Origin of the sequence: Collinsella sp. AM17-1, assembly GCF_003470665.1 — a bacterium.
Lineage (GTDB): Bacteria > Actinomycetota > Coriobacteriia > Coriobacteriales > Coriobacteriaceae > Collinsella.
The window spans coordinates 292,291-312,032 of record NZ_QRJZ01000001.1 but is presented as its reverse complement, the minus strand read 5'-3'; the positions used below and the strand labels follow the sequence as shown (position 1 = coordinate 312,032).

General features: G+C 59.3%; 18 protein-coding genes and 1 riboswitch. Of the genes, 10 read left to right on the top strand and 8 right to left on the bottom strand.

All coding sequences use genetic code 11. The features are described 5' to 3' along the window. Positions 1-69 precede the first annotated feature (69 nt). Both bsh and DW195_RS01300 read right to left on the bottom strand, forming a co-directional pair. A complete protein-coding gene (gene bsh / locus DW195_RS01305) occupies positions 70-1,035 on the bottom strand; it encodes a choloylglycine hydrolase (protein WP_118205509.1) in 966 nt (321 codons plus the stop codon). A gap of 260 nt (positions 1,036-1,295) precedes the next feature. Continuing rightward, positions 1,296-1,715, bottom strand: a complete 420-nt coding sequence (locus tag DW195_RS01300) for a peptide deformylase (protein ID WP_117563534.1) — start codon at positions 1,713-1,715, stop codon at positions 1,296-1,298. Positions 1,716-1,908: 193 nt separating this feature from the next. Here DW195_RS01300 and DW195_RS01295 point away from each other — a divergent pair, with 193 nt between their 5' ends. Both DW195_RS01295 and DW195_RS01290 read left to right on the top strand, forming a co-directional pair. Further along, complete coding sequence (locus tag DW195_RS01295) at positions 1,909-3,222, top strand: NCS2 family permease (protein ID WP_117803754.1); 1,314 nt, start codon at positions 1,909-1,911, stop codon at positions 3,220-3,222. A gap of 137 nt (positions 3,223-3,359) precedes the next feature. Further along, positions 3,360-4,025, top strand: coding sequence for an alpha/beta hydrolase (locus tag DW195_RS01290; RefSeq protein ID WP_147356468.1), 666 nt, complete (start codon positions 3,360-3,362; stop codon positions 4,023-4,025). 60 nt (positions 4,026-4,085) lie between these two features. Here the strand turns inward: DW195_RS01290 and DW195_RS01285 are convergent, their stop codons facing one another. The 4 genes from DW195_RS01285 to DW195_RS01270 form a co-directional block, all read right to left on the bottom strand. After that, on the bottom strand, positions 4,086-5,420 hold the full coding sequence (locus tag DW195_RS01285) for a uracil-xanthine permease family protein (RefSeq protein WP_118205505.1): 1,335 nt from the start codon (positions 5,418-5,420) through the stop codon (positions 4,086-4,088). Between the two features lie 122 nt (positions 5,421-5,542). Continuing rightward, positions 5,543-6,676 (bottom strand): 5-methyltetrahydropteroyltriglutamate--homocysteine S-methyltransferase, encoded by a 1,134-nt coding sequence (locus DW195_RS01280; RefSeq protein ID WP_231501637.1) that lies wholly within the window; start codon positions 6,674-6,676, stop codon positions 5,543-5,545. A gap of 155 nt (positions 6,677-6,831) precedes the next feature. Further along, positions 6,832-7,728, bottom strand: coding sequence for a LysR family transcriptional regulator (locus DW195_RS01275; RefSeq protein WP_118205503.1), 897 nt, complete (start codon positions 7,726-7,728; stop codon positions 6,832-6,834). A gap of 10 nt (positions 7,729-7,738) precedes the next feature. Then, positions 7,739-8,647 (bottom strand): HAD-IIB family hydrolase, encoded by a 909-nt coding sequence (locus tag DW195_RS01270; RefSeq protein ID WP_118205501.1) that lies wholly within the window; start codon positions 8,645-8,647, stop codon positions 7,739-7,741. 61 nt (positions 8,648-8,708) lie between these two features. After that, positions 8,709-8,819, top strand: a riboswitch (TPP riboswitch). A gap of 51 nt (positions 8,820-8,870) precedes the next feature. Between DW195_RS01270 and thiM the strand changes: the two genes are divergently transcribed. From thiM to DW195_RS01255, 3 genes are read left to right on the top strand one after another with little or no spacing between them, the layout of a single operon-like run. Next, on the top strand, positions 8,871-9,710 hold the full coding sequence (gene thiM / locus DW195_RS01265) for a hydroxyethylthiazole kinase (RefSeq protein ID WP_118205499.1): 840 nt from the start codon (positions 8,871-8,873) through the stop codon (positions 9,708-9,710). A 3-nt stretch (positions 9,711-9,713) separates the two neighbouring features. After that, positions 9,714-10,055, top strand: coding sequence for a thiamine-binding protein (locus DW195_RS01260; protein ID WP_225093307.1), 342 nt, complete (start codon positions 9,714-9,716; stop codon positions 10,053-10,055). Then, on the top strand, positions 10,052-10,747 hold the full coding sequence (locus DW195_RS01255) for a thiamine phosphate synthase (RefSeq protein ID WP_055250741.1): 696 nt from the start codon (positions 10,052-10,054) through the stop codon (positions 10,745-10,747). The genes DW195_RS01260 and DW195_RS01255 overlap by 4 nt, the downstream gene beginning before the upstream one ends. A 236-nt stretch (positions 10,748-10,983) precedes the next feature. Here the strand turns inward: DW195_RS01255 and DW195_RS01250 are convergent, their stop codons facing one another. Beyond that, complete coding sequence (locus tag DW195_RS01250; protein ID WP_118205497.1) at positions 10,984-11,853, bottom strand: patatin family protein; 870 nt, start codon at positions 11,851-11,853, stop codon at positions 10,984-10,986. Positions 11,854-12,172: 319 nt separating this feature from the next. Here DW195_RS01250 and DW195_RS01245 point away from each other — a divergent pair, with 319 nt between their 5' ends. Together DW195_RS01245 and DW195_RS01240 are read left to right on the top strand one after the other, a co-directional pair. Further along, entirely contained in the window at positions 12,173-14,890 is a 2,718-nt protein-coding gene (locus tag DW195_RS01245) for an EAL domain-containing protein (protein WP_118205495.1), read from the top strand. A 126-nt stretch (positions 14,891-15,016) separates the two neighbouring features. Beyond that, entirely contained in the window at positions 15,017-16,546 is a 1,530-nt protein-coding gene (locus tag DW195_RS01240; protein ID WP_118205493.1) for a diguanylate cyclase domain-containing protein, read from the top strand. Positions 16,547-16,830: 284 nt separating this feature from the next. Here the strand turns inward: DW195_RS01240 and DW195_RS01235 are convergent, their stop codons facing one another. Next, positions 16,831-17,151: a hypothetical protein gene (locus tag DW195_RS01235; RefSeq protein WP_118205491.1), complete on the bottom strand. Its 321-nt coding sequence runs from the start codon at positions 17,149-17,151 to the stop codon at positions 16,831-16,833. 334 nt (positions 17,152-17,485) lie between these two features. Here DW195_RS01235 and DW195_RS01230 point away from each other — a divergent pair, with 334 nt between their 5' ends. The 3 genes from DW195_RS01230 to DW195_RS01220 all read left to right on the top strand — a co-directional run bounded on the left by DW195_RS01230 (position 17,486) and on the right by DW195_RS01220 (position 19,685). After that, on the top strand, positions 17,486-18,109 hold the full coding sequence (locus DW195_RS01230; protein WP_118205489.1) for a flavodoxin family protein: 624 nt from the start codon (positions 17,486-17,488) through the stop codon (positions 18,107-18,109). Between the two features lie 17 nt (positions 18,110-18,126). Next, positions 18,127-18,468, top strand: a complete 342-nt coding sequence (locus DW195_RS01225; RefSeq protein WP_055252194.1) for an arsenate reductase family protein — start codon at positions 18,127-18,129, stop codon at positions 18,466-18,468. 86 nt (positions 18,469-18,554) lie between these two features. After that, positions 18,555-19,685, top strand: a complete 1,131-nt coding sequence (locus DW195_RS01220) for a GTP-binding protein (RefSeq protein ID WP_117635529.1) — start codon at positions 18,555-18,557, stop codon at positions 19,683-19,685. The last annotated feature ends 57 nt before the right edge of the window (positions 19,686-19,742 follow it).

Sequence of the window (19,742 nt, the reverse complement as noted above, 5' to 3'; positions counted from 1 at the left end):
CATTGACGACAACGGCCTCGCATCTCATAAGAGGTGCGAGGCCGTTTTATGTCGCAACGGACCAGTGAGCTACGAACGACGCGGCTCGGGAACCACGAGCCTATCGGGGCTCGCGCCCTCGGCATCCATCAGGCTCACGTAACGAATCGACGGATCCCCATACATCGCGTAGTAATAATTGCCCGTGCGCGCGCTAAAGCATCCGGTATAGATAGTCTTCTCGAACTTGCCATCGCCCATCCTGGACGCCCCCTCAATCATCACCACGCCCTCGAGCGAGCGGAACATGCGAACGACGTTTTCGGTCTCGCTCTCCTTTTGCGGGTAATTGGCATTGAGGTACGCCGCCTTTACAAAACGGCTCGGCGAATAGCAATCGCCCGGAATGCCGCGCATGCCGGCACCGGCTCCATAGGGCTTAAGCTCGGCGCCACGCCATGTCGCCGTCTGCGGAAAATCGCTTGTGGCGGTGATATAGGTGCGCAGGTTTTCCATGTGCCACGGGAAGGTCGGCTGGTTGGCAAGGGTGTCGACCGGATTGTCGTATACATGCAGGCCGTCAGCCATCATCTCGACCACGATGCTGCGCTGGCTGTCGCCGATAATCCAATGGAGCAGCGACACGCCCAGCCCCTCTCCGGCAGATTTGGCGACAATCACCGTGTCGCGCAGCGCGGCCTCGACCTCATCGACCGTCGAGAACGTCGCTGCCACCCACAGGGGAAACTCATAGGCCGCGATATTGTTCTTGCCGTCGACAGGGCCCTCGGCATACTCGGCATAGCCGGGAAAGTTGAGCCCCGCCACAGCCAGACCCGCATCGTTACCACAGTCGAAAAACATGGGATAGTTCTTGTAATCGATGCACATGCCGATTACCGCGTGTGCCGCCGACGCATCGTCGATAAACGAATACGGAATGTGAAACCCGCGCGGCATCACGCGAACCTGTTGGCCGTAGTCAAAGCTCCAGTCGAGGTTGCGGCCCAGATACATGTGGCCAGAATTATCGGTAAATCGAATGCTCGTACACATAGCGCCTCCTAGCTTTACGTTCTTGCTAAGGTTATTGTCACCAAACAAAAAGGCGCTAAACACAAAAGCCCGGACATGACAACAATGTCACGCCCGGGACAAAAGCACAGGTTCAATCCCCGATCAAATCACTCGACCGGAAATAACCGAACAGGTCGGTTTAAAGTGTCGAGGTGCCGCAGATTGGCGTGAAAGAGGAGCGCAGCGTACTAACGGTACGTAAGCGACGATTGAACGCCAAGGTGCGGTGCATCGGCGCTTTAAACCAACTTTCCTAGACAGTGGTCAATCATATGCTGGACCATCTGCGCCTCGAAGCCCACAAAGTCCTGCTTGCGCTCGCGCATCTTGCCATCGACGATCTGGTCAAAGGCAACCTTGCACTTGATATAGCGCGTGGACTTGGTGACCTCCTCGTGCGTCAGGCAGCTCTCCTCCATCTTGCTGGCGCCCAGGCCAAACACCAGACGGGGGTTGTAGAGCACGTGAGGCTCGCCGGCGTCGTCCAGGTAGACGCAGACCTTCTTGGTAACGCCGATCTGGTTGGCGGCCAAGCAGCCGGCATCATCGAGCGACTTGATGGTATCGATCAGGTCCTGAGCAACCGACTCGTCCTCGACGGTCGCAACCTCGCAACGCTGGGACAGGATAGCCTCGTCGTGGCAAAGCTCTTTAATCATACGTTCCTCCATAGGGGTCGTTGTAACCGCTTAAGTATACGGTACCCACACATTTTCATGCGATAAATACCGTCCGTCTGTTACAAAGCGCCGAACATCAACATGCGAGGAACAGCAAGGTTGTAAAGGCGATATAGTAAATGAGTTCGTGTCAATCGGCCTAAACTCGGGGCCGAACAAGGAAAGGGTATGCATGGACGAACTTTTTCACGTCAGTGAGCGCAAGTCCACAATCGGGACCGAACTTCGCGCTGGACTGACAACATTCCTGGCGATGGCCTACATCATCGCCGTCAACCCCGCAGTGCTCTCGGGCGCTGGCATTGATGCGGGAGCGCTCGCCTGCGCCACCTGCCTGGGCGCCGGCATCATGACCATCTGCATGGGCATCTTCGCCAACCGCCCGCTCGCCTGCGCGTCGGGTCTGGGCATCAACGCCATGATCGCGGGCATCGCCACCACCATGTGCGGCGGCGACTGGCACGTGGCCATGAGCGTTATCTTCCTCGAGGGTATCGTCATCTTGCTGCTCGTCCTGTGCGGCCTGCGCGAGGCCATCATGGACGCCATCCCCGTGGTCCTGCGCCACGCCATCTCGGTGGGTCTGGGCCTGTTTATCGCCATGATCGGCCTGTGCGACGCCGGCATCATCACCGCTGGCGCCGGTACGCTCGTCGGCCTGGGCGACATCGCCTCCCCCACCTTTATCGTCGGCATCATCTCCATCGTCGTGACGGTTGCCCTGGCTTCCCGCAACGTGCCGGGCTCGCTGCTCATCGGCATCATCGTCGCCGTTATCGCCGGAATCCCGCTGGGCGTCACCCATGCGCCCGAGGGCCTCATCGCACCGCTCGACTTCTCGACCTTCGGCGCCCCGTTTGCCAGCACTGCCGACGGCAACCTTGCCATCGTGAAGGTCCTGACCGACCCGATGCTGCTCGTCGTTGCCTTCTCGCTGCTCATGAGCGACTTCTTTGACACCATGGGCACCGCGATGGCCGTCGCCAAGCAGGGCGAGTTCTTGACCGAGGACGGCAATGTCGAGGACATCCGTCCCATCCTGGTCGTCGACTCCGTGGCCGCTGCTGCCGGTGGCTTTATGGGCGTCTCCTCCATCACCACCTTCGTCGAGTCCACCTCTGGCGCTGCCGACGGTGGCCGCACGGGCCTCACCTCCGTCACCACCGGCGTGCTGTTCATTCTCGCCGCGTTCTTCTCCCCCATCGTCACCATCGTTTCCAGCGCCGCCACCTGCGGTGCTCTGGTCTACGTCGGCTACCTCATGATGAGCGAGGCCTCCGAGATCGACTGGTCCGACGTGTCGCAAGGTTTCCCGGCGTTCATGATTGTCGCCGGCGTGCCCTTCACTTACTCCATCTCTGCCGGCATTGGCCTGGGCTTTATCGCCTACGTGATCGTCGCGCTCTTTAAGGGCGAGGCCTCCAAGATCAAGCCGCTCATGTGGATCGCAGCCCTTGCCTTCCTCGTCTACTTCTTCGTGGCGTAACGGCACAGCCTGCCAAAGCAAAACCATAAGGCGCAGAGTCGCACCAAGCGGCTCCGCGCCTTTCTTTTAGCGTCTGCCCCCGTGCCAGCGTGCGACAATTGAGGCTGTCAATATCACAACACCGAGAGAAGCCTGCCTTGGAAGCGCATCATAAGCAGATAACCGTTTATCCAGAGTGCACAGAAGGAGCGCCCGTCATTTACCTCCCCGTGGTTATGGGCGACGGTAATGAAGTCTACGAGCGCTGCCGAGAGCTCGACTGCCCGCCGTTCACCCTTGTCGCCATTGGAGGGCTCGATTGGAATCACGAGCTGAGCCCCTGGGAATGCGACGGAACTATACGAGATGCCGAGCCCTTTGGCGGACAGGCTGCTGGTTTTCTTGACGAGTTGTTGAAGCAGATAATCCCAGAAGCCGAATCATCGCTCCCGCAACCGCCCACCTGGCGCGGCGTTGCCGGCTACTCGTTGGCGGGTCTTTTTGCACTGTGGGCACTTTGGCAAACAGATGTCTTTGAGCGCGCGGCGAGTGCATCGGGGTCGCTGTGGTTCCCCGGCTTTATCGACTACGCGCGCGAGCGCACGATGACAGCTACGCCCGACGCCGTCTATCTGTCACTCGGCAAAAAGGAAACCAAGACGCCCAACCGCATGATGCGGCACGTACTCGACGATACGCGCGCGATGGAAGAGCTGTTTATCGAGCGTGACATTCCAACAACGCTGGAGCTCAACCCCGGCAATCACTTTGCCCAAACTGACCTGCGCATGGCGCGCGGCATCCACTGGATACTGACGCATTAAAAATGGCGCCCACGCGTACATACGCATGGACGCCATTTTTAATTTGGCTGAACGCAGCTGCTATTCAGCAGTCTCCTCAAGCTCGGAAGTATCGAACTCAAAGTCGTTACCGGGCAGGATGGCGTTGAGCACAATGCCCACCAGCGAACCCACGGCAAGACCCGAAAGCGAAATGGTCACGCCGCCCAGCTCCAACACGATAGCACCGGCAGTGCTGTAAGCAATGCCGAGTGAAAGCACCAGCACCAGAGCGGCCACCAGCACGTTGCGGTTGTTCTGGAAATCGACCTGGTTCTCGATGAGGTTGCGGACGCCCACGGCGCTGATCATGCCATAGAGCACGAGAGACACGCCGCCGATCACACACGCCGGCATGGCCGCAATGACAGCCGCGAACTTGGGGCAGAACGAGAGCACAATGGCACAACATGCGGCAATGCGAATCACGCGCGGGTCAAACACACGCGTTAGGGCAAGCACACCGGTGTTCTCGCCATAGGTGGTGTTAGCCGGAGCGCCAAAGAGCGATGCGAGAATGGTCGCCAGGCCGTCGCCAAGCAGCGTGCGATGCAGGCCAGGATCGACGATGTAGTTACGCTCGCAAGTGGAGCCGATAGCCGAGATATCACCGATATGCTCGATCATGGTCGCAAATGCCAGCGGCATAATGGTGATGATGGCCGTCGTGGCAAGACCGCTATCGAACTGAGGCCCAAAGAGCGCAAACACGGTGTTGTCCCACACGATGGGCAAGCCAACCCAGGGAGCGGCTGCGACGCCAGAGAAGTCGACCTCGCCCAGCGCGGCCGCAACGGCATAGCTCACCACAACGCCCAGCAAAATCGGCACGATCTTGACCATGCCGCGCCCCCAAATATTGCAGCTGACGATCACGGCCACAGCGACAACGGCAACAAGCCAATTGGTCTGGCAGTTGGCGATAGCAGAGCTTGCCAAGATCAGGCCGATGGAAATGACGATGGGACCGGTCACCACCGGCGGGAAGAAGCGCATGACACGCTTGGCGCCAAAGGCGCGGAACAGGGCCGCAAGCACCGGATAGAGCAGGCCGGCGCAGGCAACGCCCAGACAAGCGTAGGGCAAAAGCTCGGCCTCGCCGTTGGGTGCAATGGCGGCATAACCCGCGATAAAGGCAAACGACGAGCCCAGGAACGCGGGCACCTTACCGCGCGATAGAAAATGAAACAGCAGTGTGCCGATGCCGGCGAACAGAAGCGTCGTCGAAACGGAAAGGCCGGTGAGCACGGGCACGAGCACCGTGGCTCCGAACATCGCAAACATGTGTTGCAAACCCAACACGAACATGCGCGGGCGGCCGAGCGACGATGCATCGTAGATGGCATCGGTGACGGCGGACGTCGAGGATTGGGACATGGAAGTCCTTTCGAATGGAAGGGCGATCAGGCATATCGGATAACCTGCCCGAACGATACGATCCGAACCATTGTACGCGATATGCAGTACCTCGCACGCGCCGCCACCTGCAAACGCTAGCGCTATTTCCAAACGCGCTCGGCAATACGCCTGACCAGCGCAATCTTTGCCCACTGCTCGTCCTCGGTCAGCTTATTGCCAATCTCGCAGCTGGCAAAGCCACACTGCGGAGACAGATACAGGTTCTCGAGCGGCACGTACTTTGCCGCCTCGCGGATGCGCTCGACGATAACATCCTCGTTCTCGAGCTCTGCCGCCTTGGTGGTCACCAAGCCCAGCACGACCTTCTTGCCGGGAGCAACGTACTTGAGCGGCTCAAAACCACCGGCGCGGGGCGTGTCGAACTCCAGATAGAACGCGTCAACGTCCTCACGCGCAAACAGGTACGGCGCGATGGGGTCGTAGCCGCCCTCAAAAGCGTAGGTGGAGTGGTAGTTGCCGCGGCATACATGCGTGTTGATAACCAGATCGTCGGGCTTGCCCTCGATGGCGGCATTGTTGAGCGCCACGCCCAGCTCGCTTACCTTTTGCAGGTCGACCGGGCTCATGCCGGTTTTGGCAACAAAATCGGTATCGCAGTAGATGCCCCAGGTGCAGTCATCAAACTGGATGTTGCGGCAGCCCGCGGCATACAGGTCAGCAATCACGGTGCGGTATGCTGCGGCAATGGCATCGACGAGCTCTTCGTCGGTCTTGTAGACGGCGTGCAGACTCTCCTGCTGGCCATCGCAGCGGTCGAGTGTGACTTCGGAGAACGTCTGGATCGGCGCCGGAATGGTCTGGCGCGCGACCTGGCCCTCTCCCTCGAGCGACTTGATAAATTTGAAGTGCTCGACGAACGGATGATTCTCGCCGCTAATGGGACCGGTTACCACGGCGGTGTCGGCGGTAGTCTCCTCATCGTGGAACATGTAGCCCGTGCGCGAGGCGCGGCGCTCAATGCCGTTGAGGCCCCACATAAAATCGAGGTGCCAGTAGCTGCGGCGGAACTCGCCATCGGTAATCACCTGCAGGCCGGCAGCCTTCTGCTTGGCCACTAAGTCGCGGATGGCCTCGTCCTCGACGGCCTTAAGGCCGGAAGCGTCGAGTTTACCCGCGACATAGGCGGCACGGGCGTCCTTTACAGCCTGCGGACGAAGAAAGCTGCCGACGATATCGGCGCGAAACGGCGCGTTCGGTTGAATCGAAGTGCTCATAGATATCTCCCTTTGCATTGGTTGCTTTACTGGGACAGAGTATGAGCGCTCATATGGCCATCGTAAAATATGCGTTTATAACAGTTTGATATAGATGCTTCCTATATCAGTTTGGACTGCCATAAAGAGATTTGACCCGTGCAGAACGCAGCAGTCTAGATATGCTGACGAATCGCGTCGATATAGGCCTGCCCATAGCGCGTGAGCGTCGTGTTCTTGCGCGTGATAATGCCGATCTCCATGTATTCGTCCACATCGAGCGGAATCGAGATAATACCGGGGCCGTTGAGCTCGTGGCTAATCACGCCCGAACACACTGTGTAACCATTGAGGCCCATGGCCAAATTGAACAACGTCGCACGGTCGCGCACGCGGATATTCTTGCGACGCTCAAAGGTCGAGGTCAGTTCCTCGGAATAGTAAAACGAGTTGTAGCTGCCCTGCTCGTAGGACAGAAACGGGTAGTCTTCCAGATCCTCGAGCGTCACGCTGGAGCGGTCCGCCAGCGGATGGTCGGCACAGACGAAGATATGCGGCGTGGCACAGAAGAGCCCTTCGAACACGAGCTCGTTGGCCGCCAGCATGCGCTCGATGACCTCGCGGTTGTGCTCGGACAGATACAGGATGCCCAATTCGCTTTTCATATGCGCGACGTCCTCGATAATCTCGTGAGTCTGCTCCTCGCGCAGGGTAAAGTCGTAGCGCGCGGCATCGAACTCACGGATCACATCGACAAACGCGTTGACGGCAAAGGAATAATGCTGGCAGCTCACACTAAAGTGCGGCACCTGCTCGGATGTGCCCTTGTACTTGCCTTCGAGCAGATCCGCCTGATCGAGCACCTGGCGCGCGTAGCCCAAGAAGGTCTCGCCCTCCTCGGACACAATGACACCCTTGTTGGTGCGCTCAAAGATGTGCACACCCATCTCGTTTTCGAGATCGCGGATCGACGCGGTAATCGAAGGCTGCGACACAAAGAGCCGGCGCGAGGCCTCGGTGATGCTGCCGCATTCGGCAACTTTGACGACATACCTGAGCTGTTGAAGCTTCATGATGGCCTCCCTAGACGTCCGCGAAACCCGAACCCGCCGCATCTGCCTGACGCATAAACGACGGCATCTCCCCCGTCGCGGCGCAGGCGGCAATCTGATGCAGAGCCCCGGCAACCGCATCGTCTGCCGCAGCGCCGATATGCCAGCGCGCGGCAGCCGTGACGGCCTCGTTGGCATTGGCGACTGCAACGGAGTTGGGGACGGCACCGATCATGGGCAAATCGTTATCGGAATCGCCGAATACGGCCACCTCGTCGGGCGTCAGGCCCAAAGCGCGCGCCAGCTCCAGCGCAGCACAGCCCTTGTCCCAGCCGGTCGGAAGAACGTCGAACAGGCGCACGCGGTTGTTGGGAAACACGAGCGAGAGCTCCGGCACCTCGGCGGCAACACGCTCGCGCAGCTCGGCGAGCTCCTCGCGCGAACGGGCACTCCAGATATTCGCCTTGTATACCGGGGCATCGTCAACGACAGGGCGACAGGGAGCCTCTTCGCCCTTGAGCCACGCGTTGCCGCCTGACTCCATGGCGCGACGCACACGCTCGGGATCGCTTGTTACACAATAGGCATCGTTGCCCCAAAAGTCATCGCCCAGGCTGTAGACCTTCAGATACGTATCGGCGGTCTCTTGCTCCAAGTAGTCAGCCAAGCGCATAAGGGCGGCGTTGTCGGTCGCACGCGAGGCGACCGCCTCGCCGTCGACAAACATGACCTGGCCGTTACAGAATGCGCCGGTCGAATAGCACTCGGAACGATTTTTAAACATCCAGCCCATCGCAGACGGCTGACGACCCGAAACCGGACCAAAGTGCAGACCCGCCGCCTGCATGGCATGAATGCCCTCGATGGCATAGTCGCTGGCGCCGTCATGCCCGGCCGGAATCAGCGTATCGTCCATATCGGTCAGCACAAGTTTGATCATAGGGTCCCCCAGTCGTTTTCATCGTAACCATTGTACCGATGCGCTAGTATAGGGAACAACAGATTCGATGCGGGAGTGCCGGCGGTGCAAACCACAAGGCTGAGAGGGCATGGGGCCCAATCCTTTGAACCTGTCAGTTAATGCTGGCGTAGGGAGCATGCCGCCTTTTTAGGGGCGCTGTCTATGCACAGCGCCCCTTTTCTATGCCAAGGAGGCATGTGCAGTGATCGATTCGGAACAGCTTAAGCAAAACGTGATCAAGGCCGTGGAGGAGATTCACGCCACCAATCCGATGGCAGGCTCCATCACCAACACGGTGACGATTGACTTTGTCGCCAACGCACAGCTCGCCGTGGGCGGATCGGCCGCCATGGTCTATCTGCCCGACGAGGGCGAGGCACTCGTTGCCGGCGGCGGCGCCATCTATCTCAATATGGGTACGCTCTTCCCCATCTACGAGCAGACGATTCCCCGCGCGGCCAAGGCGGCACACGACGCCGGCAAGCCCTGGGTGCTCGATCCGGTTGGCCTGGGCATCGGTAGCCTGCGCACCCAGCTGGTAAACGAACTCAAGCAGTACAAGCCCGCCATCGTGCGCGGCAACGCCTCCGAGATCATCGCGCTCGCCGGCCTGTGGGGTCTTGAGGGCGAGGCAGCCGATCTGAGCCGCGTGCGCGGTGTCGATACCACCGACACGGTCGACGCCGCCCGCGATGCCGCTGTGGCGCTCGCTCGCTACACCGGCGGCGCCGTAGTGGTCTCGGGCGAAGTCGACCTGATCACCGACGGCACGACGGTAGCCAAGTCCTACGGCGGCAGCCCGCTCATGTCCAAGATCACCGGCTGCGGTTGTTCGCAGGGCGGTGTGCTGGCTGTGTACGCCTGCGCTGCCGATCCGTTTACGGCAGCCATCTGTGGCACCGCCGTCTACAACGTTGCCGGCACGCGTGCCGCCGCTGTCGCCGATGCCCCGGCAAGCTTTAAGGTCGCCTTTATCGACGAGCTCTATCGCGCAACCGCCCAGGACATCGCCGATAACCAACTCGAGCTCGAGGAGGCATAAGCCATGTCCGAGCCCGCAACCAATGCCGGCATGAACACGCTCGTCGCCGTGGCCATCGCCCCATGCGGCACCGGCGATGAGCTGTCCGCCGAGGTCGCCGAGGTCGTGCGCGTCATTCGCGAGAGCGGTCTTCCCAACCGCACCACCTCGATGTTCACCGAGATCGAGGGCGACTGGGACGAGGTCATGCAGGTCGTGCGCGACGCGACCTTTGTGTTGGCGAGCAAGGGCATCCGCACCGAAGTCGTGCTCAAAGCCGATATTCGACCCGGATTTACCGACACCATGACCGGCAAACTCGAGCGCATGGAAGCACAAATCAAAAAGCAGGAGGAAGCACGATGAGCATCCGCGACAACCTTGATATCTCGGCCTATCTGGTACTCGGCCCCGAAAACACCCTCGGGCGCCCCGTGGGCGATGTGGTGGCCCAGGCACTCGACGCCGGCTTTACCTGCATCCAGGTGCGCTCCAAGGTGGCAAGTGCCCGCGAGATCATCGCGCTGACCGGCGACGCCGCGCAGGCAATCGCACGGGCCGGCAAGACCGGTCAGGTCGCCTTGCTCATCGACGACCGTCTGGACTGTGTGCTTGCCGCGCGCGAGCAGGGTATTGCTGTCGACGGCGTGCACGTGGGTCAGAGCGATATTCCCGTCGAGGTCTGTCGCAAGCTGCTGGGCCCCGATGCCATCGTGGGCCTTTCGGCCCGCTGCGAGGAAATGCTCGAGTACGTCAAGACCGCCGACATGAGTCTGGTCGACTACCTGGGCATCGGCCCGCTCCACGAGACCGAGACCAAGCGCGATTGCGGACGCGCGGCCGACGGCTCCATCATCACCAAGAGCTTTGAGGACCTGGCCGCACTCCACGCGGCAAGCCCCGTGCCCATCGTGGTGGGCGGCGGCGTTAAGACGGCCGACTTGCCGCAGCTTAAGGCAACCGGCGTCGACGGCTTCTTTGTGGTGAGCGCCGTCTGCAGCGCCGACGATCCCCACGCCGCGGCCAAGGAGCTTGTCGACACCTGGCAGCAGGCATAAGCATAAGTCGAGCAGCCGATTCGCAGCTTCATATCTTCAGCAATGGAAAGCGCATCCCAGTTTGGACACCCATTCTGGGATGCGGTTTCCATATAGAGGCTTAACGGGAAACCGCATCCCAGTCTGAACGCATATTCCGGGACGAACTTTCCGAAACCCCACCGTTTGGGAAACTGTAACCCGTTCTGAGCGCTCATTCTGGGACGCGCTTTCCGCCGAGTCCGCGGCAGCTTGTCCTACCCCGCCAGATACGTTTCCAGCGCGGACAAAGACGCCTCCGCATCGTGGCGGCCGATCTGATAGATACGCTCAAGCTCATCGGGCTCGCGGCACAGCGACGGCACCTTTACCGATTCGCTCGGCCGCACCACAAAGACCTCGCCGGCAGCCTCGCGATGTGCCAGGTCATCAAGCGTGGCATTGTAGGCCTCATGCCGATGCTCAAGCGCCGCAACAAACTCCGGGTAGTGACGGAACACGCGCCGCAGCATGGGCATCACGCTGTTGGGCTGCTTCACAAAGCCCGCCGGCTGCGTGAGTACCACAATATTGCGGTCATACCCCTGCGCAAACAGCCAAGCACTGGGAATGGAATCGGCCACGCCGCCATCCAGATATTTATGCCCCTCAATGGCGACAGGACGCGTTGCCACGGGAATAGCAGACGACGCCCGAATCCACTCGATATCGCGCTCGTCGCCATACGGCAGATCGCGATAGACGGCCTTGCCCGTCTCGATATCGGTACACACGCACGTAAACCGCATGGGGCAGGCACGATATGTCTCCAGGTCGATGGGATCGCGCTCGATGGGCACCTCGTGATAGGCAAAATCTGCATTGAACATATCGCCGGTTCGCAGCCAGCTTGCTACACCCGCATAGCGCTTATCGGCGCAATAGGCCTTGTTGTAGCGAATGGCACGACCAATCTGGCGCGATTTAAAGTTGTAGCCAAACGCCGCGCCCGCCGAGACACCCACCATATGGTCGCAGGTCAAGCCACGCTCCATCCATACGTCGAGCACGCCCGCCGTATACATACCGCGGTAGCCGCCTCCCTCGAGCGCAAGCCCCACCGTGCGCGTCAGATTTGACTGTGCCATGCGACCATCTCCGTTCCTGCGTTTTAAAACGAAACAAGTATACCCGTCAACATATATCGCCTCAGTCGCATTTTCATCGAACATCGTCGCGTTACCGTTTGGCGAATAATGGCCGCCCGCAACATGGGCACCCCTACATAATTCCATACACTTGTTTATACTACTCAGTAGTTATCAGCAACGAACGTCAGCCGACAAATAAACCCAACGACGCAGCAAGGCGGGGGCTTGGAAACACGCGAGGCGTTGAGCAACAACGCGTGTGCACAACGAGCTCGCCCGACGCAATCCGCCCCGACCCCAGAAAGCCGCCTACAGCATGGATACCCCCAGCAATTACACTGAAACGCTCGAAAAGACCGTCCGCGACCTTCTCAAGCGTCAGGAGGATCTGGTCAGGACCGCCTTTACCGACCAGCTTACCGGGCTTGGCAACCGCGGCGGCTTTGCCCGTTCCCTCGAGGAGCTCTGGGAGCAGGACACCCCCGTTACCATGGCGTACATCGATATCGACAATCTCAAGCACTGCAACGACGTCTTTGGCCATGACGAGGGCAACCGCTATATTTTGCAGGTAAGCCTCTATCTCAAGCTGTATATGGAGGTGGACGAAGCGGCGTTTCGTCTGGGAGGCGACGAGTTTGCCATCCTGTCTACGATTGCAACCGAGGACGACCTCGCCGAACGTCTGGAACGCTGCCGAACGGTCCTGCTCAAAAACAACGATGCCGAGATGCCTCACTCGTTTAGCTACGGAGTGGCACACGCCGACCCCGCCCTGGGCGAAGCCCCCAATCGCTTGACGAACGATGCCGACCATCGCATGTACGACTACAAGCTACGTCATGCCGTGCACCTTGATCGACGCAATATCGCACAAGCCCACACCGACGACTTCGAAATAAGCGATCGAGTTTTCGACGCCCTTTCGATGCTCAACGAAGGCCGCTATTTCTTTATCGAGAACTTAGACAAACATCGAACCCTTTGGTCACAAGGCGCCTTGCGCGATCTTGGTCTTCCTTCGGAGCATATAGACAACTGTCACGATTATTGGAAAACGCGTGTCCATCCCGATGACCTTGAGGCCTATACCAACGACATCGACCAAATCTATGACGGCTCCAAACATCGTCACGTCATGCAGTACCGCGTGCGCAATGCCGCCGGCGATTACATCCTCGGCCGTGCTCGCGGGTTTCGTATCGACGGCGACGGAAATGTCCCCTCGCTCTATGTCGGCGAGCTCGTCAACCACTCGCTTGCCGAGACCGTCGACGCCGCCACGGGTCTCGGAACGCAGCGCACGCTGATCAACGCTATCGATGCCTGCCGTCGCGACCGTTGCGAGACGGGGCTTATAGCAGTGCGCGTTCGCGGCACGGCAAAGCTCAACGAGCTCTACGGGGCCGAGGCCGTCGACAACATGCTCGCCGAATACGCAGGCCGCATGCTGTCGATTACTCGCGGCAGGAGTCGCGTCTTCCGTTCACGCAACGCCCAGTTCGTCGTGCTCAGCAACGATTTGGACCATGAGGCGTTCGAGCAACTGGTCCATCATCTAAAAGAGGCCGTTTTCGCTCCCGTTCGAATCGCGGGCGACACTATTACCCCCGTCTGTCTTGTCGTTCCGGCCTTTTACGAGCACCTGACCAATCAAACGGCCGCCGTTTTAGGCGAACTCGACCGTCGCATTCGCACGGCCGGCGGGCTTGTTCCCAACGACAGCCTCCCCATACCCGAGGTGGAGCGCAAAAGCGCCATCGCCGAACGCATCGATCCGCTCACGGGTCTCTATCGACCCAGCGAGTTTATGCGCCGCGTCAACGAATTTCTCGAGACAAGGCGCAACGGCGCCTGGTGTATCGCCACCGTCGATATGGGGCACATGCGACTGTTCAACGAATGGCACGGACAGGCCGAGGGCGACCGCGTACTCGCCGATGTGGGCACGGTTCTCAAGGACATCGAGAATGCCGCCATGGGCGTCGCAGGGTACTGGGGCCAAGACGATTTTTGCGTACTCATCCCCTTTAAGCACGACACCGTCCATCAAATCTACAACCGCGTTCGCCAGGCCGTGGCCAAGCATGATGACGGCGTGGGCTTCTGGCCGTCCATGGGCGTCTACCCCATCGACTCCAACGAGGAAATCACCATCGATGCGCAGGCCAAGGCCATGTTTACCAATCGGCGCGCAAAAAACGACTTTAAGGAGCGCATTGCCATTTTCCGCCCCGAGGAATACGAGCACGAAATCGCGTTCCACCGCACGCTGACCGAATTCCAGTATGCGCTCTCAAACGGCCGCATTACCTACTACGTGCAGCCCCAGGTCGACATGGAAACCGGCGAGATCATTGGCGCCGAGGCACTCACGCGCTGGATTGACAAGGATGGCTCCCTCATTTCACCCGCTACCTTTATCCCCGCCCTCGAAGAAAGCGGTTTTGTGGTGACGCTCGACAAATACGTTTGGCAGGGCGTTGCCTCGTGGCTGCGCGAGCGCATCGATCGAGAGCTGCGCGTGGTTCCGATCTCGCTGAATGTTTCGCGCGTGGATATCCTTGCCTGCGACGTCGCCGAGCATATGGGGGCGCTCGCCGCCCAATACAACCTGCCGCCCGAGCTCATGCGCATCGAGATCACCGAGACGGCCTATACGGGAGAGTCCGAGGCCGTGGATAGGCTGACGGCTGACCTGCACACCCGCGGTTTCTCGACCTACATGGACGATTTTGGCACCGGCCAGTCTACGCTCGCGATGCTCAAGAACGTCAACGTCGACGTCATCAAGCTCGACCGCACGTTTGTACCCGCCGGCCGCGATCAAGGTCGCAGCGCGCAAATCGTTTCATCAATGCTCGAGATGGCACAATCGCTCCATCTGCCCGTTGTAATCGAAGGCGTCGAGACCAAAGAGCAGGCAAACATGTTGCGCCACATGGGTGCCCGCTACGCTCAGGGCTTCCTCTACTACCGCCCCATGCAGGCGGAGGATTTTGAAGCGCTGCTCGATGGCGGCGGCCGCAACTGATACGCTTACGCGCAAAACACTACCGCCGAAGGGGCGTTTGTCCCCATCGGCTAACTTATTCCCCCAATCCAAACCGAATTGGGGATATGATACAAACCACTGTTGTGCCCAAGGAGGTTATCCATCATGAACGAGTCGTATCGCCTGGGCGAGCAATCAATCATTACCCATCTTCAGCGACTCGCGAACGGGGCCTCAACCGCAGAGCTCGATGTCGCTGCACTGCCCACGGAGCTGCGCGCCATCGGCGAGCAGTTACAGAAGACATTTGCCATCCTGCAGCAAGAACGCGAGCTGCTTGAGCGCGGCGCCTATATCGATTCACTCACCAATCTTGGCAACCGTGGTGGGCTCGATTGCCATATCGACCAGCTCTGGCGCAAAGGTGTTCCCTTCACCTGCGCCTATATTGACATCGACCACCTCAAGCACTGCAACGATACGTTTGGCCACGCCGAGGGCAATCGCTACATTCTGAGCATCTGCCGCGCGCTTACCGAGACAATGGAACCCAATGACCTGCTGTTCCGTATCGGTGGAGACGAATTTGTACTTATATCCCCCACGACAGACGAAGCCGAACTCGAGCAGCGCCTGGAGCGGACGCGCGCCAACCTTATCGAGGCAACATCGGGCGGCAAAGCGCCCATGATCGCTAGCTTTAGCTTTGGCTGCTCGCGCGTCGACCCGCTGGCAGGCGATACGCGTCGCCAGATGACAAAGGACGCCGACCGCAAAATGTATCGCTACAAGCTCATGCACCGTGTGCAGCAGCCGAAGGAAAACGACGCATCCATGCACCCGATCGCCAATCAGCCTCCCTGCAACGACCGGGTGTTCCAAGCGATCTCCATGAGCTCCGAGACGCGCTATCCGTTTATCCTTAACCTCGATACCGGCGAATCGCAATGGTCGATTAATGCCGTGCGCGATTTTGACCTGCCCTCCCAGCATCCCTATAACTCGCTCGATATGTGGCTCGCCCGCGTTCACCCCGAGGACCGCGACAGCGTGCGCAGCGAGCTCGATATGGTGGTAAACGGCGCGTGGCACTTCCATTACATGCAGTATCGCGTCATGAATACCGCTGGCAAATATGCGCTGTGCGAGTGTACGGGCTACCGCTTGGATAGCACCGAAACCGAGCCCAACATGTATGTGGGCATTATCATCAACCGAAGCTTGGCGGATACGACCGATTCCGTGACCGGCCTGGGCGATATCCACGCCCTGGTCAACGCCATTGGCGAAATGCGTCGCGTGGCGCGCAAGGCAGGCCTGGTCGCCATCAAAATCGACGACATCGCCAAGGTCAATGCCCGCTTTGGCTTTGATGCGGGCGACCGCGTTTTGGCAGAAAGTGCCGCCTGCCTCATGGACTGTTCGCGCGGCAAGGGCCGTCTGTTCCGCTCGACCGGACCGATGTTCGTGGCGCTTTTCGATGACCTTGATCCCGAAGAGACCGACGCGATCGCAGAAGAAATCGAGCGGTTCTTGGGGTCGCCCGTACTCTTTGGCTCATTTGAATATCAGCCGCCCATTCGTGTGGCCACACTTCATCTAGATGCCGTCGACCGACAGCCCGTTTCCATTTTGAACGAGCTCAAAGCGCTACTTGAAGAGGCACCACAAGTACCGGGCACCAAGCTGGACTAGCGTTATGGGGCGCATGATGGTTAATTTCCGATCTCAACCGAACACATTGGGCAAATAGGTCGTACCCGCAGTTAGCCGAACGTCCCCGCAGTCCCTCCCGGGGCCCGGGGGCACCGTTTCGATACTCTTGGTTTACTTTGCCTGATGCAAATAAGTGCTCAACAAGATAGAACCTATCCCCCGCCACGGATATGCCCTCGAGTAAATCTGTTAAGCCAAGCCTATCAAATTCTATTGACAATTGGCTGCATTGGTCCATTTTGTCGTCCAGCCACTTCCGCTGGCTATCGCCTCATAAACACAAACCTAACGAGCCGCACGAACGACAAAGAGGCCAAGCTGAACAGAAGTAGAACCAAAACTTCAAAAACGCTGGTATTCCAATCGCGTACCCAGTCCTCTACCGCCCACAAGAAAAACAGCAGCCCCATCCATAACGTCACAGAAGAAATCAGCTTTGCGTAAGGGCGTATATCAATCTCGCTCCCCCTTTTTGTGACATCATATCCAGCAATTGAGCAGAGCCATCTTCCTCTTCGGTATTGGATTGAAAGGACAATCAAGGCAATCGAAGTCATCAAGCAAACAGCATCCTCTGTTTCCATAGAGTTTCCTTTGCTTTCCATCCTAGTTACGCATTCACAATCGAATCAAACCAAGTATGAATTACTCGATAGCAACCGCCTTAGTATAAACCATAGCCGCCGCAGCAGCCCGCCTTCCAAGGCCTCAAAGCTCGCCATCGAGGGCGACCCGCCCAGACCCCTTACAATCTGCTCGCACGAGGCCCCGCACTCCAACATCCTCTGGACCGTATCCCGCTCGTACCTGGTGAGCGTGCCTGCCGTGGGCCCTCGGGGCCGGCATCGTGCCCCACGTCATCTGCCCGCTCGTGCGATAATCCTCCGCAGAAGTCACCGACAGCAGAGGGAGTTTGTGATGAAGGTTCTTTTGGTCAATGGCAGCCCCAAGGCAAACGGCAACACGGCCCGCGCACTCGCCGAGGTCGCCGAGCAACTCAGGGCCGAGGGCATCGATACCGAGATGTTTCAGCTGGGCGCCAAGCCTATTCGCGATTGCATCGGTTGCGGCCAGTGTGGCAAGCTTGGCGGTCGCTGCACCTTTGACGACGACGTGGTCAACGAGCTGATCGCTGCCGCCGAACAGGCCGACGGCTTTGTCTTTGGCTCGCCTGTCTACTACGCGCACCCCAGCGGCCGCATTCTCTCGGCACTCGATCGCGCATTCTATGCCGGCAGTAAGGCCTTTGCGCACAAGCCGGGCGCCGCTGTCGCCGTTGCCCGTCGCGGCGGCACGTCGACCACGTTCGATGTGCTCAACAAGTACTTCACCATCAACCAGATGCCCGTCGTTGCATCTACCTACTGGAACAACGTCTTTGGTGCCATGCCGGGTGAGGCCGCCCAGGACGCCGAAGGCCTTGCCACCATGCGAAACATCGGCAAAAACATGGCCTGGCTGCTGCGTTGCATCGAGGCGGGAAAGGCCGCCGGCATCGAAGCGCCCCAGGCCGATCGCGCTAGGACCAACTTCATCAGGTAGAACGGCGGAACATAAATATGAACGTGCAAATCTTCGGCACCAAAAAGTCCTTCGATACCAAGAAGGCCCAGCGCTATTTTAAGGAGCGCCGCATTAAGGTGCAGTTTATCGACCTTAAGGAAAAGGAGATGAGCAAGGGCGAGCTCACGAGCGTGATGCAGGCGGTCGGCGGCATCGACAAGCTGCTCAACCCCAAAGCCAAGGACGAGGAGACGCTCGCGCTCATCCAGCACCTCACTCCCAGCCAGCGCTTCGACAAGCTGCTCGAGAACCAGCAGGTTCTGGCCGAGCCCATTGTGCGCAACGGCAAAAAGGCCACCGTCGGCTATTGCCCCGACGTATGGGGAGCCTGGGAGTAGCCTGTGTTTTTTGCCCGTGCGTGGGTATAAGAGCAGGCGTTTGGCATAAGATTCAACTGTAAGCCTTGTCTAACAAAGGAGGGCACATGCCCAACAAACCCGTGAAGATCATCATGCTTACCGGATACCTCGGTGCCGGCAAGACCACGCTGCTCAACCACATCCTCGCTAACGACGGCGGCATCCGCGCCGCCGTGATCGTCAACGATATCGGCGAGATCAACGTCGACGCCAGCCTTATCGCCGACGGCGGCCTTTCCGAGACCGACGACCTCATCCCGCTCACCAACGGCTGCATCTGCTGCACGCTTTCGGACGACCTGGCCAACCAGCTGCAGGGCATCGCCGATTCGGGCAAGTTCGACTACATCATCATCGAGGCCTCGGGTATTTGCGAGCCCATCCCCATCGCCTACACCATCTCGAGCTTCTGCGACGAGGCCAAGGTGGGCGGCGAGCCCAAGCTCGCGCTCGACAACATCGTGGCCGTGGTCGACTGCGCCCGCATGTACGACGAGTTCAACGGCGGTCGCGATCTGCTAGCCGAGGATATCGACGAGGACGACATCGAAAGTCTGCTCATCCAGCAGATCGAGTTTTGCTCCACGCTGATCCTCAACAAGACCGATACCGTCACGCCTGAGCAGATTGCCGAGCTCAAGGCCATCGTGCGCAGCCTGCAGAAGGACGCCGTGATTGTCGAGGCTCAAAACGGCGAGGTCCCCATGGAGGAGCTGCTCGACACCGACCGCTTCGACTTTATGCGCGCCTACAACTCCGCCGCCTGGATCGAGGCCATGGAACATCCCGAGGAGCACGACGACCCCGAGGTGCTCGAGTACGACATCGAGACTTTTGTGTACTCGCGCCGCAAGCCGTTTGACCTGCAGAAGTTCACCGATTTTGTTGAGCAGGAGTGGCCCGACGAGGTCATTCGCGTCAAGGGCCCGCTGTGGCAGACCGGCGATCCGGACATGTGCTACATGTTTGAGCAGGCCGGCCACCAGATGCGCCTGATGGAGAACGGTCTGTTCGTTGACTCCGCGCCCGAGGGCGAGAAGCAGAAGATCATCGACGAGAACCCCGAGATCATGCAGATTTGGGACGACGAGACGGGCGACCGCATGACGAGCCTGTGCATCATCGGCCGTCACATGGACAAGGATGCGCTCATCGCCTCCCTCGATGCCTGCCTGACCGACTGGCACCGCGCCTAGGTTTATCCAAGCGGGCATTTTTCTGCCTACGTAACCGCCAAACCACCACGAAGGTGC